The organism is Sphingomonas phyllosphaerae (assembly GCF_029623345.1).
Lineage (GTDB): Bacteria > Pseudomonadota > Alphaproteobacteria > Sphingomonadales > Sphingomonadaceae > Sphingomonas > Sphingomonas phyllosphaerae_C.
In genome coordinates, this window is sequence record NZ_JAPYKH010000011.1 from 50,170 (window position 1) to 67,340 (window position 17,171).

General features: G+C 68.1%; 12 protein-coding genes. 2 read left to right on the plus strand and 10 right to left on the minus strand.

Annotated elements, in window-relative coordinates; all coding sequences use genetic code 11:
- Positions 1-81 precede the first annotated feature (81 nt).
- Positions 82-3,042 (plus strand): TonB-dependent receptor plug domain-containing protein, encoded by a 2,961-nt coding sequence (locus QBJ89_RS12030; RefSeq protein WP_277980734.1) that lies wholly within the window; start codon positions 82-84, stop codon positions 3,040-3,042.
- A gap of 100 nt (positions 3,043-3,142) precedes the next feature.
- On the opposite strand, the gene QBJ89_RS12035 is transcribed toward QBJ89_RS12030, so the two are convergent.
- The 7 genes from QBJ89_RS12035 to cyoA all read right to left on the minus strand — a co-directional run bounded on the left by QBJ89_RS12035 (position 3,143) and on the right by cyoA (position 9,990).
- Positions 3,143-3,673: a response regulator transcription factor gene (locus tag QBJ89_RS12035; protein ID WP_277980735.1), complete on the minus strand. Its 531-nt coding sequence runs from the start codon at positions 3,671-3,673 to the stop codon at positions 3,143-3,145.
- Entirely contained in the window at positions 3,670-4,968 is a 1,299-nt protein-coding gene (locus tag QBJ89_RS12040; RefSeq protein ID WP_277980736.1) for an ATP-binding protein, read from the minus strand. The genes QBJ89_RS12035 and QBJ89_RS12040 overlap by 4 nt, the downstream gene beginning before the upstream one ends.
- A 140-nt stretch (positions 4,969-5,108) precedes the next feature.
- Positions 5,109-5,792, minus strand: coding sequence for an SURF1 family protein (locus QBJ89_RS12045; protein WP_277980737.1), 684 nt, complete (start codon positions 5,790-5,792; stop codon positions 5,109-5,111).
- On the minus strand, positions 5,789-6,205 hold the full coding sequence (cyoD, locus tag QBJ89_RS12050; RefSeq protein WP_277980738.1) for a cytochrome o ubiquinol oxidase subunit IV: 417 nt from the start codon (positions 6,203-6,205) through the stop codon (positions 5,789-5,791). The genes QBJ89_RS12045 and cyoD overlap by 4 nt, the downstream gene beginning before the upstream one ends.
- Complete coding sequence (gene cyoC, locus QBJ89_RS12055; protein ID WP_277980739.1) at positions 6,205-6,837, minus strand: cytochrome o ubiquinol oxidase subunit III; 633 nt, start codon at positions 6,835-6,837, stop codon at positions 6,205-6,207. The genes cyoD and cyoC overlap by 1 nt, the downstream gene beginning before the upstream one ends.
- A gap of 5 nt (positions 6,838-6,842) precedes the next feature.
- Positions 6,843-8,843, minus strand: coding sequence for a cytochrome o ubiquinol oxidase subunit I (gene cyoB / locus QBJ89_RS12060; protein ID WP_277980740.1), 2,001 nt, complete (start codon positions 8,841-8,843; stop codon positions 6,843-6,845).
- A gap of 7 nt (positions 8,844-8,850) precedes the next feature.
- Entirely contained in the window at positions 8,851-9,990 is a 1,140-nt protein-coding gene (gene cyoA, locus QBJ89_RS12065) for a ubiquinol oxidase subunit II (protein WP_277980741.1), read from the minus strand.
- Positions 9,991-10,103: 113 nt separating this feature from the next.
- Between cyoA and QBJ89_RS12070 the strand changes: the two genes are divergently transcribed.
- The gene (locus QBJ89_RS12070; protein ID WP_277980742.1) at positions 10,104-11,426 is read left to right on the plus strand and encodes an MFS transporter; all 1,323 of its coding nucleotides are present in this window, start codon (positions 10,104-10,106) and stop codon (positions 11,424-11,426) included.
- Positions 11,427-11,790: 364 nt separating this feature from the next.
- On the opposite strand, the gene QBJ89_RS12075 is transcribed toward QBJ89_RS12070, so the two are convergent.
- The 3 genes from QBJ89_RS12075 to QBJ89_RS12085 form a co-directional block, all read right to left on the minus strand.
- On the minus strand, positions 11,791-13,581 hold the full coding sequence (locus QBJ89_RS12075) for an ATP-binding cassette domain-containing protein (RefSeq protein WP_277980743.1): 1,791 nt from the start codon (positions 13,579-13,581) through the stop codon (positions 11,791-11,793).
- Positions 13,582-13,991: 410 nt separating this feature from the next.
- Positions 13,992-15,332 (minus strand): HlyD family type I secretion periplasmic adaptor subunit, encoded by a 1,341-nt coding sequence (locus QBJ89_RS12080; protein WP_277980744.1) that lies wholly within the window; start codon positions 15,330-15,332, stop codon positions 13,992-13,994.
- Position 15,333: 1 nt separating this feature from the next.
- Positions 15,334-17,106 carry a type I secretion system permease/ATPase gene (locus QBJ89_RS12085; protein ID WP_277980745.1) on the minus strand — a complete coding sequence of 591 codons (1,773 nt, stop codon included), beginning with the start codon at positions 17,104-17,106 and terminating at the stop codon, positions 15,334-15,336.
- Positions 17,107-17,171 lie beyond the last annotated feature (65 nt).

Consider the following 17,171-nt stretch of genomic DNA (forward strand, 5'->3'; position numbering starts at 1 on the left):
AACTTTCCGGCTCGGCGGACGTTCGAGCGGGAAAGAAGAAGCCGGCATGCAGGGCCCGGCGCGATCCGAAGGGGAACCAGGATGCCGTCTCAGCTCTCCTCGCGAGCCATGTTGCTCGCGGGCGCACTCGCCTGCGTCGCTGCCGTGCCGGCCTGGGCGCAGGCTGCGGCACCTTCCGACGCCGCGCCCGACACGTCCGGCACCGGCTCGAGCGAGGACATCGTCGTCACCGGGTCGCGCATCGCACGTCCCGATTTCGAAGCGCCCAATCCGATCGTCTCGTTCGATAGCCAGCGCATCCAGCAGTCGGGCAACACCAACGTCACCACCTTCCTCCAGCGCGTGCCGGCGCTGACCACCTCGCTCGACAATGCCGACAGCGCGGGCCCGAACCGGCCCGACAACCAGCTGTACGGCGCGGCGGGGCTCAACCTGCTTAGCCTGCGCGGGCTCGGCTCGGCGCGGACGCTCGTGCTGGTCAACGGGCGGCGCCACGTCTCGGGCCAGATCGACTCCGCCGCGGTCGACATCAATTCGCTACCGACCGACCTGATCGAGCGGGTCGACGTGCTCACCGGCGGCGCCTCGGCGGTGTACGGCGCCGACGGCGTGTCGGGCGTGGTCAACTTCATCCTCAAGCGCGACTTCGACGGCGTCGCGGGCCGCACTCAGTTCGGCATCTCGGAGCAGGGCGACGCCGGCAACCGCTTCGCCTCGCTGATGGCGGGCAAGAACTTCGCGGGCGGGCGCGGCAATGTCACGGCTTACTACGAGTATAACGCCGACGATCCGCTGCAGAACGACGATCGCTCCTTCCTGCGCCGCCAGAACCGGCTCTACACGGTGTCGAACCCGGCCTATGGCGGGCCGGGCTCGGGGACCTATCAGCAGGTGCTCGCGGGCGACCTGCGCTATCCCGGCGGCTCGCCCGCAGGCGTGATCGACATCGGTGGCACGCTCTACAACGGTGACGGCTCGCTCTACGACCCCGGTATCGATGCGGGCGGCGGGTTCGCCAGCGGCGGCAGCGCGACCTCGGTCGCAGGCTATGTCGGCGATCTGCTGCCCAAGACCGAGCGCCACGCCGTCAATTTGCTGACCCACTATGATTTTTCGGACGTGTTCCAGCTCAGCCTGGAGGGCAAGTTCGTCCAGTCGACCGCCACCACCTTCGGCGGCTTCACCGGCAATTACACCGGCGACTTCACGCTGGATAACCCCTATCTACCGCTCAACCTGCGCGACGCCGCGCTGGCGAATGCGCAGCGCGTGATCTCGTCCAACCGCAACAACACCGACTTTCCGCGTACCGGTGAGAGCGATCGCCGCCGTACCTGGCGCGGCGTGATCGCGGCAACCGGCGCGGTGAGCGACCATGCGCGCTACGACGTATCCTACACTTACGGCCAGACGGACGTACGCATCACGAAGCTCAACGACCGCTGGGAGGATCGCTATTACGCCGCGCTCGACGTGGTGACCGATCCCTCCACCGGTCGCCCGACGTGCCGCTCGAACCTCAACCCCGCCGCGGTGCAGGTGCCGACGGTCAGCTTTACGCCGGGGCCGAACAGCGGCTGCCTCCCGATCAACACGTTCGGGGTCAACGTCACCGATCCCGCGGCACTGGCCTGGGCCACCAACAACAATGTCAGCAGCGCGCGCGTCACTCAATCGGTCGCGAGCGCGGCGCTGACGGGCGACTTCGGCGCCTTGTTCGCCCTGCCCGGCGGGCCGGTGAAGTTCGCGCTCGGCGGCGAGTATAGGCGCGAGACCAGCCGCTTTGATCCCAACAGCTTCCTTACCGGGGAGCAATGGTACCAATATGACGAGGGCAACAAGTTCGACCCGACCTTCGTGATCTCGCCCTCGCGCGGCGCTTTCGATGTGTACGAGGTGTTCGGGGAGGTCGACGTGCCGCTGTTGCGCGACCAACCCTTCTTCGAGACGCTCTCGGTCGGCGCGGCCGGGCGCTATTCCGACTATTCCACCATCGGCAGCACCAAAGCCTATCAATTCAACGGCCTCTGGGCGCCCGTACGCGACATCAGCTTCCGCGGCAGCTACAGCCAGGCGGTGCGCGCGCCCAACATCGGCGAGCTGTTTGCGCCGGTCGGGCCGGCTACCAACTTCTTCTCGGACCCGTGCTACGTCGAGAATCGCAACGCCGGGACGTCGACCCGTGCGGCCAATTGCGCCACGTTGATCAGCGGGCTCGGCGCCGATCCGGCCGCCTTCACCGCTGCGGACAACCCTGATGCCGCGGTGCTGATCAACGGCTCGCGCAGCGGCAACCCGGGCTTGAAGGAGGAGACCGCGCGCACCTGGACCGCTGGCACGGTGCTACGCCCACGCTTCCTGCCGGGGCTGACGATCTCGGCCGATTGGTATGACATCCGCCTGAGCGACGCGATCAGCATCGCCGACGCCAACACCATCGCCAACCTCTGCGTCGATCAGCCGACGCTCGACAACGTCTATTGCGCCGCGATCCGCCGGCGACAGGGCACCGGCTATATCAACGGTTATACGGTGCAGCCGCAGAACGTGGCGCGCTTCGCCACCGCCGGGCTCGACCTCAATATCAGCTACGTCCTCCGCACCGCCTCGGCGGGTACATTCGATATCCGCTTCGTCGGCGGCTACCTCAACAAGCTGGAGCAGATCGCGACGCCGGGCGCGCAGGTCGAGGATCAGGTCGATCAGTTCAATCGCCCCAAGTACAATTTCGTCTTCTCGCCGACGTGGTCGCTGGGCGTCGTGACGTTGAGCTACAACCTGCGCTGGTTCGACGCGACGCGGCGCTTCGCCAAGCTGACCACCGACAACAACCCCGATTATGCGCCCGCGTCGTTGCTGCGCTACAAGGAGCTGTGGCAGCACGACGTCCAGGTGCAGGTCGCGCCGGACGAGGGCATCGGCTTCTACGTCGGCGTCAACAATCTGGCGAACCAGCGGCCCTCGGTCGACTCAGTCGATCAGCCGATCTCGTCGCTCGGGCGCTATTACTACGCGGGCGCGAAAGTGCGATTCGGGGCGTAGCTATTGTGCCCTGGCGTAGGCCGTGGCCTAGTTGGGAGAGGCTGGTGGGGCTCACAACTGACATCCCACCTGGGCCCCGGCCTACGCCGGGGCACATCGATCACAAATGCCGCTTGCCCAGCTTCCGCGCCAGGGTGCGACGGTGCATGCCCAGCCGTCGTGCTGCCTCGGAGACGTTGAAGCCACAGTCCGCCAGCGTCTGGTGGATATGCTCCCACTCCAGCGTACGCAGCGAGGTGGGGTGCGCGACCAGCTCGACCGAGGTGTCACCTTCGCCCGAGGCCTGGAAGGCGGCCTCGATGTCGTCCGAGTTCGCCGGCTTGGACAAGTAATTGGTCGCCCCCAGCTTCACCGCCTCCACCGCGGTGGCGATGCTGGCGAAGCCGGTAAGCACGACGATCCGCATCGCCGGATCGATCGCGTGGAGCCGCTCGACGCAGGTCAGCCCCGAGGCACTGCCAAGCCGCAAGTCGACGACCGCGTGGTCGGGCTTCAACTCGGCCGTTGCGGCGTCGAGCTCCTCCGGATCGGTGATGGCGCGCACCTGATAGCCGCGCCGCTCGAACGAGCGCGCCAGCGTGCGCGCGAACACCGCGTCGTCCTCGATGATCAGCAGCCGGCGCGCGCTCATGATGTCTCCTCCGGGATCGAGATCGCGGCGAGCGGCAGTGTCAGCGTCACCTCGCTGCCGCCGCGCTCGCGATTGCGCGCCGACACCGTCCCGCCGAGCGTCCGCAGCACGTTGACGGCCAGGAACAGCCCCAGCCCGGCTCCGCGCCGCGCCTTAGTGCTGAGATAAGGCTTGCCCAACCCGTCGAGGATCGACTGCGGGAAGCCGGCGCCGTCGTCGCGCACCGCCAGCACCAGCCGGTCGCCGTCCCACCAGGCGCACAGAGTGATCGTCTTCGCTCCGGCCTCGACCGCATTGTCGAGCAGGTTGGTGATCGTCTGCGCCAGCGCCTTGTCGGCGACGATGCGCGGGTCGCTCGTCATCAGATGCTCGTAGGTCGCGGTCGGTCCCTTGCTCTCGTTCCACGAGTCGACGATCCCGGCGAGGAAGGTGCGCAGCGTGGTGCGCACCGGGGCGTTGCCGCGCACCTCGCCCGAGGCGAGCAGCACCTGGCCCAGGATGTCCTTGCAGCGGGTCACCTCGGCGCGCATGTCGTCGAGGTCGGCGAGCAAAGCGGGCGAGCGCGCGATCGCGGGTTCGCGCCGCCAGTCGCCCAGCATCACCGCGATCGAACTGAGCGGCGTGCCGAGCTCGTGCGCCGCGCCGCTGGCGAGCAACCCCATGCGGACGATATGCTCCTCCTCCGCGGCGCGCTGGCGCAAGGCGGCGAGCCGCGCATCATGCTCGGAGACGTTGCGGACGATGCGCGTGACGAACAGCGCGAGCAGCGTCGCGGTGAGCGTGAAGTTGAACCAGCTCGCCGCGACATAGGGGAGCGACAGCTCCGACGCCCAGAAGTGCGGCAGCGGGAAGGGCGGGGCGGCCCAGGCGAGCCAGGCGAACAAGGTGCTGGTGATCACCACCATCGCCCAGCTGGTCCAGCCGCGCAGCAGCAGCGCCGCGATCACGACCTGGAGCAGGAAGAGCGTGACGAACGGGTTGCTCACCCCGCCGCTGAGGTACAGCTGCGTCGTCAGGCAGGCGACGTCGACCAGCAAGGTGGCAAACAGCGCGGCGTTGGTGATCGGGCGGCGCTCGACCACCTGGTTGACCGCCACGTTGAGCACCACCAGCACCGCCAGCGCGCCGAGCATCGGCACCAGCGGCAGCCGCACCCCGACGGCGAAATGAACCAGCAGGATGGCGGCGAGCTGCCCTGCCACCGCAAGCCAGCGCAGCAGCGCGAGCAGGCGGACGTTGCGTCCGCCCGGTCCGCCGCGCGCGAGCGGTCCGAGCATGTTGGCGAGGTGGGGCATGAGGTTAGACTAGCGTCTTTCGTGCGAGAGCTGAACGTCCTCGGGCATCCCGCCGTGTTCCTGCGTATGCAGGAACCAAGGGTCACACAGACCGGCGCTCGCGGCTTTTGGCGGGGTCCGCCGGAGCACAGGACCGGCGCTCACGCGTCCCGCGGCGCGCGGGCGATGCGATAGGCGAGATAGGCCATCATCGCGGCGAGCGTAAACCAGGTCAGCGCGTAGATCAGGTGCGTGTTGCGGAAGCGGACCACGGTCAGCCCGCCGCGCGGCCAGCCCGCCGCGGCGCTCGCATCGGCGTCGATGAAATAGGGCGCGACCTGACCCAGCCGCCGCGCGCGCGCGATCGCCGCTGTGTCGCGCGAGTACCAGCGGTCGGCGGCGGGGTCGTTGTCGCGGAGGAAGGCGCCATCGGGCTCGGTGACGCGGAGCAACCCGGTGACGCTCGCCTCGCCTGTCGGCGTGTGGATCGCGGCGCGATCACCGAGCGGGACGAAGCCGCGGTTGACCAGGATCGTGCCGCCCGGCGTGTCGAGCGGCGCGAGCACCCAATAGCCGCCGCCGAGGTCGGTCACCGCCTGGACGAACACCGGTGCGGCGGGGCGCCAGCGGCCGGTGGCGCGAACGCGGAGATAGGCGCTGTCGTCGTCGATTCCGCGCCACGCCGCGCGCGGCGGCGTCGTCACCGGCGCGGCGGCGAGGCGGCGCTCCACCCGATCGATCAGCGCGAGCTTCCACGCGCGCCGCTCGACCTGCCACACGCCCAGCCCGGCGAGCAGGACAGTGCCGAGCACCGCCAGCGCCAGGAAGACGTGCCGCCGGGTCACATGCCCGCGCTCGACATCTCCGCCTGCATCTGCGGCATCATGTTGAGGTTCATGTGGTACATAACCCAGAGCGAGCCCGAGATCACGATCACCACGATGATGGCGGTGAAGATCAGCGCCATCATCGTCCAGCCCGCCTCGGACTTGGTGTTCATGTGCAGGAAGTAGATCATGTGGACGACGATCTGCACCATCGCGAGCGCCATCACGATCCCCGCGGTGAGCCGCGGGTCGGTGATCACGCCGCTCATCACCAGCCCGAAGGCAGGCGCGGTGAGCAGCACCGAAAGCAGGAAGCCGATCCAATAGCCCTTGCGCGAGCCATGCGCGGCGCCGCCGTGCGGGTCGTCATGGCCGTGTCCGTGACCCCGCGCGTGATCGGCGGCGTGGCCGTGATGCGTGTCGGCGCTCATCAGCGCAGCACTCCCAGCAGATAGACGAAGGTGAAGACACCGATCCAGATGACGTCGAGGAAGTGCCAGAACAGCGACAGGCACTGCAGCCGGCGCAGGTTGGCGTCGACCAGCCCGCGGCGCGACACCTGCACCATCAGCGTCCCCAGCCAGACCAGGCCGAAGGTGACGTGCAAGCCGTGCGTTCCCACCAGGGTGAAGAAGGACGACAGGAAGGCGGAGCGCTGCGGCCCCGCGCCCTCGTGGATCAGGTTGCTGAACTCGTAGAGCTCGATCGCGAGGAAGGCGGCGCCGAACAGCGCCGTCACCGCGAGCCAGCCGAGCACCGCGCCCTGCTTGCGCTCGTCCGCGCTGATCATTGCGAAGCCGTAGGTGATCGACGACAGCAGCAGCATCGTCGTGTTCACCGCCACCAGCGGCAGCTCGAACAGCTCGCGCGCGGTCGGCCCGCCCGCGTAGCTGCCGCCGTAGACGCCGTACGCGGCGAACAGCATCGCGAAGATGAGGCAGTCGCTCATCAGGTAGAGCCAGAAGCCCAGCATGGTGCTGTGCCCCGGCGGGTGCTCGTGCTCGTCCAGGTCGTAGAAGACCGGGTTTTCCGCGCCGGGCGGGGTCTGCGTCATCGTGCTCATGTGTCTCAGACCCCCGCGCTCTGGAGCGCGCGGGTGCGCACGTCCTCGTTCTTCACCACCTCCTCGGCGGGAATGTGGAAGTCGCGGTCATAGTTGAAGGTATGGCCGATCGCGACGGCGAGCAGCGCGACAAAGGCGAGCGCGGCCAGCCACCAAATGTACCAGATCATGGCGACCCCGAAGACGGTCGACAGCCCGGCCAGGATGATCCCGGCGCCCGTGTTCTTGGGCATGTGGATCGCACGGAAGCCCTCGGTCGGCCGCTCGGCCTTGCGCTGCTTCATGTCGTGCCACGCGTCGAGGTCGTGGATCACCGGCGAGAAGGCGAAATTGTACGCCGGCGGCGGCGACGAGGTGGCCCATTCCAGCGTGCGGCCGTTCCACGGATCGCCGGTGGTGTCGCGCAGCTTCTCGCGATCGCGGATGCTGACGTAGAACTGCATCAGCATGGCGCCGATCCCCGCGGCGATGATCAGCGCGCCCACCGCGGCGATCACGAACCAGATCTGCAGGCTGGGGTCGTCGAAGGCGCGCAGCCGGCGGGTGACGCCCATCAGCCCGAGCACGTACAGCGGCGTGAACGCGACCCAGAAGCCCACCACCCAGCACCAGAAGCTGACCGTGCCCCAGAACTTGTCCAGCTTGAACCCGAAGGCCTTGGGCCACCAGTAGTTCACGCCAGCGAACATGCCGAACAGCACGCCGCCGATGATCACGTTGTGGAAGTGCGCCACCAGGAACAGCGAGTTGTGGAACTGGAAGTCGGCCGGGGGCACCGCCAGCATCACGCCGGTCATGCCACCGATCACGAAGGTCAGCATGAAGGCGACCGCCCACATCATCGGCAGCTCGAACCGGATGCGTCCGCGATACATCGTGAACATCCAGTTGAAGATCTTCGCTCCCGTCGGGATCGAGATGATCATCGTGGTGATGCCGAAGAAGCTGTTGACGCTGGCGCCCGAGCCCATGGTGAAGAAATGGTGCAGCCACACCAGGTACGACAGGATGCAGATGACGATCAGCGCATAGACCATCGACGTATAGCCGAACAGCCGCTTGCCCGAGAAGGTGGAGACCACCTCCGAGAAGACGCCGAACGCGGGCAGGATCAGGATGTACACCTCCGGGTGGCCCCAGATCCAGATCATGTTGGTGTACATCATGGGGTTGCCCCCACCGGTGTTGGTGAAGAAGTTGGTGCCGACGTAGCGGTCGAGGCTCAGCATCGCCAGCACCGCGGTCAGCACCGGGAAGGCGGCGACGATCAGCACGTTGGTGACGAGCGCCGACCAGGTGAAGATCGGCATCTGCATCAGGCCCATGCCCGGCGCGCGCATCTTGATGATGGTGGCCAGCAGGTTGACGCCGGACAGCAAGGTGCCGACGCCCGCGATCTGGAGCGCCCAGACGTAATAGTCGACCCCCACATCGGGCGAGTAATCAAGCCCCGACAACGGCGCCATCGCCAGCCAGCCGGTCCGCGCGAACTCGCCGACGAACAGGCTCATCATCACAATGACCGCGCCGCTGACCGTCATCCAAAAACTGAAATTGTTGAGGAAGGGAAAGCTGACGTCGCGCGCGCCGATCTGCAAGGGCACGACGAAGTTCATCAGGCCGGTGACGAACGGCATCGCCACGAAGAAGATCATGATCACGCCGTGCGCGGTGAACACCTGGTCATAATGGTGCGCGGGCAGGAAGCCCTCGTTGCCGCCAAAGGCGATCGCCTGCTGCGCGCGCATCATCAGCGCGTCGGCGAAGCCGCGCAGCAGCATGACCAGCGCGAGCACGATGTACATGATGCCGATCTTCTTGTGATCGACGCTGGTGAACCATTCCTTCCAGAGATAGCCCCACAAGCGGAAATAGGTCAGCGCGCCGAGCAGCGCGGCGCCGCCGAGCGCCACCATCGCGAAGGTGCCGACCAGGATCGGCTCGTGGATCGGGAAGCTCTCGATCGAGAGGCGCCCGAAGATCGTCTTTACGAGATCGTCCGACATGGTGTCCTCAAGCCTCCTGCGAGGCGTTGGCGCGCAGCGGCGCCGGAAGGTGGAGCTGGGTCATGTTGCGGTTGCTGTCCGCGCCCGGGTCGTTCTGCCCCGGCGCCTGGCCGTGCGGGGCGCTGAGATGCGGCGCGGTGCCCTTCTCGGACGGCTCGCGGGTCAGTGCGCCCTTGGCCTCGCCGGCGCGCGGCGCGCGGTCGTTCACCGCGGGACCGGCGTGCGACATGCCTTCCATGCAATCGCTGCCAGGCTTGACGCAGATGCCGACGACGCGGCGGAACAGCGTGGGATCGACGGTGCCGAAGCCGAGCGGTGGCACCTTCTCGGTCGGCTTCTCCAGCCGCAGGTAGGTGGCGGTGTCGAGCTGCCAGCGGTTGCGCTTCACGCCCGCGGCCCATTGCTCGAACCGCGCGGGCGAGACCGAGTGGGTCCAGAAGGTCATGTGCGAGAAGCCGGCGCCCGAGTAATTGGCCGAGCGCCCAGCGAACTTGCCGGGCCGGTTGAGCACCCCGTGGAGCACCGTCTCCATGCCTGGCATCGTGTAGACCATGCCCGCCATCGCGGGCACCCAGAGCGCGTTCATCACGCTGGACGAGGTCATCGTGAACTTGACCGGCCGGTTCACCGGCACGACCAGCTCGTTGACCGTGGCGATGCCCTGCTCGGGGTAGATGAACAGCCACTTCCAGTCGAGCGAGACCACCTGCACCTCGAGCGGGCGGTCGGTCGCGGCGACGGGCTTGCCCGGCGCGGTGCGCGCGAGCGGGCGATACGGGTCGAGCGTGTGGGTCGCCACCCAGGTGAGCGCGCCCAGTGCGATGATGATCAGCAACGGCGCCGACCAGATCACCAGCTCAAGCCCGGTAGAGTGATCCCAGTCGGGCTCGTAGCTCGCCTCGGTGTTGGTCTCGCGGTAACGCCACGCGAACACCACCGTCAGCGCCATCACCGGCACGATGATCAGCAGCATCAGCACGACCGACCACATGATCAGGTTCGATTGCTGAACGGCGACGTCGCCGGCCGGGCTCATCACCACGGTGTTGCAGCCGCCGAGCAGGGCGAGCGCACCAAGCGCGGACAGGAGGGGTACGGCGGACGTCGCGCGCCGCAGGAACGGCAGAAGGGCGGGCAGGGGCTTCATGGACGCGCAGCTAAGCTTTGCTGCGGCGCAGCGGAATAGGACATTTTGTCCCATCCCGGCGTTGTGGCACTTAGGCTAAGGAGCCCTGAGATACGTCCGATCGGGAACATGTAATGGCCACCGCACATTCCGCGCCGCTCGAGCGCGACGCCCGCAACGTCAACACCCGGGGCGACCATCAGGTCCGTCCCGGCGAGATCGCCATCGGCGTGATCATCGGCCGGACGTCTGAGTTCTTTGACTTTTTCGTCTATGCCATTGCCTCGGTGCTGGTGTTCCCGGCGGTGGTGTTCCCGTATATGGAGCGGATCACCGCCACCTTGTGGTCGTTCGCGCTGTTCCCGCTGGCGTTCATCGCGCGCCCGATCGGCACGCAGATCTTCATGTGGGTGGACCGTCGCCACGGCCGCGGCACCAAGCTGACCATCTCGCTGTTCCTGCTCGGCACCTCCACCGTGCTGGTCGCCTTTCTACCGGGCTATGCGCAGGTCGGCGGCTGGTCCGCGATCATGCTCGCCTTGCTTCGCATCGGTCAGGGTGTCGCACTCGGCGGCGCATGGGACGGGCTGGCCTCGCTGCTCGCACTCAACGCGCCGGAGAAGCAGCGCGGCTGGTGGGCGATGGTGCCCCAGCTTGGTGCCCCGCTCGGGCTGGTGGTGGCGAGCGCGCTGTTCGCCTTCTTCGTCTCGACGCTGCCGGCCGAGGACTTCATCTCCTGGGGCTGGCGCTACCCCTTCTTCGTGGCGTTCGCGCTCAACGTGGTGGCGCTGTTCGCGCGGCTGCGCATCGTCGTCACGCCTGAATATACCGAGCTGTTCAAGAGCCGCGAACTCACCCCGTCGCCGGTCGGCGCGACGGTGAAGGCGCAATGGCGCAACATCATCATCGGCGCCTTTGCGCCGCTCGCCAGCTTCGCGCTCTTCCACATGGTGACGGTGTTCCCGCTCTCCTGGGTCAATCTGTTCACCAAGGAGAGCATCGCCAGCTTCCTGCTGATCGAGACGATCGGCGGCGTGATCGGGATCGGTGCGATCGTGCTGTCGGGTCTGCTCGCTGACCGGATCGGTCGTCGCAGCGTGCTCGGCTACACCGCCGCGGGCATCGCCGCCTACAGCGGGTTCGCGCCGACGCTGCTGAACGGCGGGCGCGCCGGCGAAGTGTTGTTCATGGTGATGGGCTTCCTGCTGCTCGGCCTGTCGTTCGGCCAGTCCTCGGGTGCGGTGACGAGCAACTTTCCCAAGCGCGCCCGCTACACCGGCGCGGCGCTGACCTCGGACCTCGCCTGGCTGTTCGGCGCCGGCTTCGCGCCGCTCGCCGCACTGGCGCTGACGCACGCCTTCGGCCTGGTGGCGGCGGGCGCGTACCTGCTTTCGGGCGCGCTCGGCACGCTCGTGGCGCTGGGGCTCAACGTGGAGCTGGCGCGCCGGCTCGACTGAGCCGCGCCGCCGTTGCGCGCGCGAGGTTGCGCGCGCTCGCGGCGGGGAGCTGACGCTGGTGTCGCGAAGTGGCGTGAGGTTCGGGTTCGACTGACGCCAGCCGCCCCTGAAGGCGCGATCATGTATTGCGGAAAGGGGCGTTCCTCCCTGAACTTCCCCGCTCGCGGGGAGGGTTGTAGGTCGCCACGCTCCCGGACGTGGCTAGAAGTGTCCGGGGAAATTCTACCTGCGCACCAGCCGCAGGCGGGTGGAGCGCGGCATTCACAGATGCCGCGCTTCGTGGAGAGCCCCCTCCACCACGCCGCTCGGTGAGGTCCCCTCCTTGTGCCGGGGGAGGACCTCGACGCCTCCGCCCGACGGCCTCTCACGCCGCCTTGCGCTCGCCCGCGTCGTCGTTCGCCGCAGGTACGGTGAGCCCGCCATCCGCCGCGAGCTGCGCGAACGCACCGCCGCGCGCGAGCAGCTCGTCGAATCCGCCCTGCTCGACGATCTCGCCTTGGTCGAGCACGACGATCCGGTCGGCCGCGCGCACGGTGGAAAGCCGGTGCGCGATCACGAAGGTGGTACGGCCCTGTCGCAGCCGCTCGAGGCTCTCCTGCAACCGCGCCTCGGTGGCGACGTCGAGCGCGCTGGTCGCCTCATCGAGCAACAGGATGGGGGCGTTCTTCAGCAGCGCGCGCGCAATCGCGATGCGCTGGCGCTCGCCGCCCGACAAACCCGCGCCGCGGTCGCCGACCGGGGTGGCGAAGCCCTGCGGCTTGCGCATGATGAAGTCATAGGCGCCGGCGATCCGCGCCGCATCCTCGATCTGCTCCATCGTCGCGTCCGGATCGCCCATCGCGATATTCTCGGCGATCGAGCGGTTGAACAGCCCGGCCTCCTGGAACACGACGCCAGTGGCGGCGCGCAGCGACGCGAGCGTGACCTCGCGGATGTCCTGCCCGTCGACCAGGATACGCCCGCTCTCCGGGTCATAGGCACGCTGGAACAGGCCGAGCGCGGTCGACTTGCCCGATCCGGTCGGGCCGACGATCGCGACCGTCTGGCCCGGCTCGACCTCGAAGCTGAGATCGCGCACCGCGCCCGAGCCGGTGGGATAACGGAAAGAGACGTTCTCGAAGGTGACACGGCCCTCGTTGACCGCGAGCGGCTGCGCGTTCTCGGCTTCGCCGATATGGCTTTGCTGGTCGAGCACGTCGAAGAACTGCACCAGCGCCGGGAGGCGCTGCGCCTTGTCGACGATGAAGCTGGTGATCGTCTCCAGCCGCGCGATCAGCAGCGTCGCGAAGCCGACGAAGGAGACGACGTCGCCGATCGTCGCCAGCCCGCGCGACACCAGCGACGCGCCAAAGCCGAAGATCGAGACGATCGCAATCGACGAGGCACCGCGCGTCAGCACCGCCGAAACCGCCCACCAGTTGAGCACCGGATATTGCGCGTGAAGCAGGTCGTGGAGCGAGCGGCGCACGTTGCCGAGCTCGCCGGGGACCGCGAGGAAGCTCTGAAGCACGGTGACATTGCCGAACAGGTCGCCGAGGTTGCCCGAAATGTCGGTGAAGCGATCCTCCACCTGCGCCTGGCCGGTCGAGGTGTGGCGCATCACCACGACGTTGACCGCTGAATAGACCACCATCAGCGCGACCAGCACCAGCGCGAGCCGCCAGTTGGTCGCCAGCGCGATCGGCAGCAGCACCGCGACGATCGCGAGATTGGTGATCTGGTCGCGCAGCAGCGGCAGCCACAGGTTGAACAACGCGTCGCAGCCCGAAATCATGATCCGCATCAGCCGGCCCGAGCGCGCCTGGGTGTGGAACGACGGCGGCAGCGCGAGCAGGTGCTCGACAAAGCCCGACATGGCGGCGAGGCGGCGTCGGTGCGCCATGCGATCGGCAAGCAGCGAGATGACGACGCTGGCGAGGAACACCGCGACGCTGATCCCGCACCACATCGCGACATAACGCATCGGCCCGGCGCCGCTGGTGAGCCCGTTGACCGCCTTGCCGAACAGCAAAGGCTCGCTGACCTGCAGCAACGCGACGAGCAGCCCCGCGCCGATCAGCGAACCCGCCTTCAGCTTCTCTGGTCGCAGCAAGGCGAGCGCACGAAGAAAATACAGGTGCGAGCGCTTCGGCTCGGCGGGCATGGACTGGGCCATGATCGGTCTCATCGCTGGAGCTCAAAAAGCGTCCCGCCGTCGCCGCTTGCCGAACGTTCGGAACGCTTCCTTCTTTACGCCCGGGATGGTTAATACTTGATGAGGGCGCTCACCATAATGAGGCGGATCATCGATGAGGTGAGATGAGGGCGCTGAACTTTGCCGGTGCGCCATATACCACTCATTGCGTCAATCCCGCGAAGGCGGGGATCCAGAGGCATGAACGTCAGTGAACCGCGAGTGTCGTTCGTCCTAAGCGTCTAGCAAGCGGAACGATGCCGCCCGACTTGCAGCGGCAAATCGCCTAATACCCAGCAGATGATAGCGGGTCTGGAATTCCGCCTTCGCGGGAATGACGGGGAGGGGTAGGTAGGCAGTGTAACCGCACCGCCGCCCCCCTCCCATGACCCTCAATGCTCGCGGAACGAGGCCCAGAAGCCGCCAATCAGCGGCTCCACCGCATAATCGAGCGCGGTGCGCTTGCGCAGCGGGATCAGCACCTGCGCGGGCATGCCGGCGCGTAGCTGGAAGTCCTTGCCGCGGAAGCTCGACAGCAATCGCAGCTGCGACGGCGGCACCACCACCTCGCCGGTAAAATAGCTGCGCCCGGTCTTCTCGTCGGTGAAGCTGTCAGCGGACAGGCGGGTCAGCTCGCCGGTCAGCTCGGGCAGGTCGCGCTCGTGCAGGCTCGGGAATTTGACCAGCGTTTTCTGACCGACGGTGAGATCGTCGGCGTCGTCGGGCGAGATGCGCGCCTGGATCCGCAGCGGCGTGCGCTCGGGCACCACATCCATCAATTTCTGCCCCGGCGCGATCACCCCGCCGGGCGTAAACACCGCCAGCCCCACCACCGCGCCGGTCGCGGGCGAGCGAATTTCGGTCCGCGCCAGCTGGTCGCGCGCCGCGCCCAGCTTGGGGAGCACGTCGCCCAGCTTGGTCTCGACGTCGCGCAGGTCAGCGGCAGTGCGCTCGCTGAAGGTCCGCTCGGCCTCGAGCCGTTCGATCTGGCTCTCGCGCGCCGCCTCGCGGGTCTGTGCCACGCTGGCGGCATATTGGCCGCGCTGACCCTGAAGTTCGGCGCGCATCCGTTCCAGCTCGCGCAGGCGGGTCTGCGAGACGAAGCCCTTGGCTGCAACCGGCCGCAGCGCATCGAGCTGCGCGTCGAGCAGCCGCAACTGCTCCTGCGCCGAGACGACCTGCTCGCCATAGCCGCGGCCCTGCTCGCGCGACTGAGCGCCGCGCTGGCCGAGCGCGTCGCGCTGCGCGGACAGAGTAGCGGTGCGCGCGCGCAGCTCGGTCTGCTGGAGCCGCATCGCCAGCGCGATCTCGGGCTTGTCCTCCGCGGGCATTGACGCGAACTCGACCGGGATGGAGATCTGCCTCTGGCCGAGCTGCTCGGCCTGCAGCCGCGCGCGCTGCGCCAGCAACCGGATCGCTTGCGAAGCAAGCGCGCGCTCGGTGGCGCGCACCTCGGGCGAGGCGAGGCGGATCAGCAGCTGACCGCGCTGCACGCGCTGGCCCTCGCGGACGGAGATGGCCTGCACCACGCCGCCATCGCGGTGCTGCACCGTCTGGCGCTGGCCCGAGACCTGGAGCACGCCCTCGGCATAGGCCGCGGCGTCGAGCCGCGCGAAGGCGGCCCAGCCGAGGAACAGCACGAAAAACAGCACCGCGATCACGACGCCGGTGCGGATGTCGCGGCGCGGGTCGGCGGGCAGGTGGACCGTATCGGTGATCGGCAGGCTAGCCATGTCAGGCGCTCGCGGCGGGAGTGGGGAGGTCAGCGACAGGGGCAGGTGCGGGAGCGGTTCCGCCCGCTGGGACGGTGCGCAGCTTGGGCGGCGAGATGCGCTGGAGCACCTCGTCGCGCGGGCCGAAGAGCTCGACCCGGCCGCCGCGCATCAGCAGCAGCTTGTCCACCACGGGAAGGATGCCGAGCTTGTGGCTGACCACCAGGATGGTGTGGCCGGCGCGCTTGTAGTGATCGATCGCGGCGAGCAAAGCGGCGTCGCCCTCAGAGTCGAGATGCGCATTGGGTTCGTCGAGCACCAGCAGCGCCGGGTCGCCGTACATCGCGCGTGCCAGCGCGACGCGCTGCGACTGGCCGGCGGAGAGGCCGCGCCCGCCGGGCTTGAGCTGATGGTCGAAGCCGTTCGGTAGCCGCTGTACCAGCTCGCGCGCACGCGCGCGCTCGGTCGCAGCGATGGCGGCGGCGTCGAGCGCGGCGCTCTCCTCGCCCAGCTCGCCGCGGAAACGCGCGATATTCTCCTTGATCGTGCCCGCGAACAGCGTCGGCTCCTGCGGCAGATAGCCGACGTGCGCGGCGAGCCGCTCGGGATCCCAGTCGCCGAGATCGGCCCCGTCGATCCGCACGCGGCCACGGTCGGGGCGGACTGCGCCGGCGATGATGCGCGCCAGCGTCGACTTGCCCGCGCCGCTCGGCCCGATCATCGCCACCACCTCCCCGGGCGCGATCTGGAGCGTGACGTCGGAGACGATCGTGCCGTCGCGGGTGTCGTTGAGCAGCGTCACGCCCTCCAGCGCGATCGCGCCGCGGGGAGCGGGCAGCTGGGTGGCGGGCGCGGCGTGCTGTGTTTCGATCAGAAGCTTGTCGAGCCGGCGATAGCTGCCGAACGCCTGGGCGATGCCTTTCCAGCCGCCGATCAGCTGTTCGATCGGCGCTAGCGCGCGCGCGATCAGGAAGGAGGAAGCGAAGATCGCGCCCGCCGAGATCTGGTTGTCGATCGCCAGCAGCGCGCCCAGCCCGAGCGCGAGGCTTTGCAAGGCGAGCCGCACGAACTTCGTCGCGGTGAGATAATTGCCGCCGGTGAAGCCCGCCGCGGTCTGCTGCGCCAGCATGGCCTCGCGCAGCCGCAGCTGGCGCGCGACCATCGCGCGGCGCATGCCGAGCGCGCGCACCGCCTCGGCGCCGCCGAGCATCGCCTCTTGGCTGGCGTAGCTGTTGGCGGCGGAGACTTGGGCGCGCTCCAGCGCGGTGCGGGTCGCGCGCTCGTTGCGCCACGCCAGCACAGGCAGGATCGTGCCGCCGACCAGCGCGACCGCGCCGATCGCGGGATGCACCAGGAAGCAGACGAAGATGTAGATCGGGGTCCAGGGCGCGTCGAACAGCGCGAGCACGCCCGCGCCGCTCAGCGTCTGGCGCAGCGTATCGAACTCGCGCAGCGCCTGGCGCGCCATCGGCAGGTCGGGCCGGCCCAGCGTCGAGTCGAGCAGCGCCGGCGCCAGCGCGGCATCAAGCTGCACGCCGGCGCGCACCAGCAGCCGCGTGCGCACGCGGTCGAGCAGCGACAGCGTCACCAGCGCGAACAGCAGCACGAAGGTCAGAAATAACAAGGTGAGCTGACCCTGAGTCGGCACCACCCGGTCGTAGACTTGAAGCATGTACAAGGTTGGCGCGATGTAGAGCACGTTGACGAGGGCACTGAATCCGAAGGCCGCCGCAACATGGCGGCGGCACAGCGCCACGGCGCGGCGCATCGGACTATCGGCGGCAGGATCGGTCATTCATCGCGCTCCACGGGATACGCGCATCATCGCCGATTTTGGTTAATGACGCTATAACTCCGACG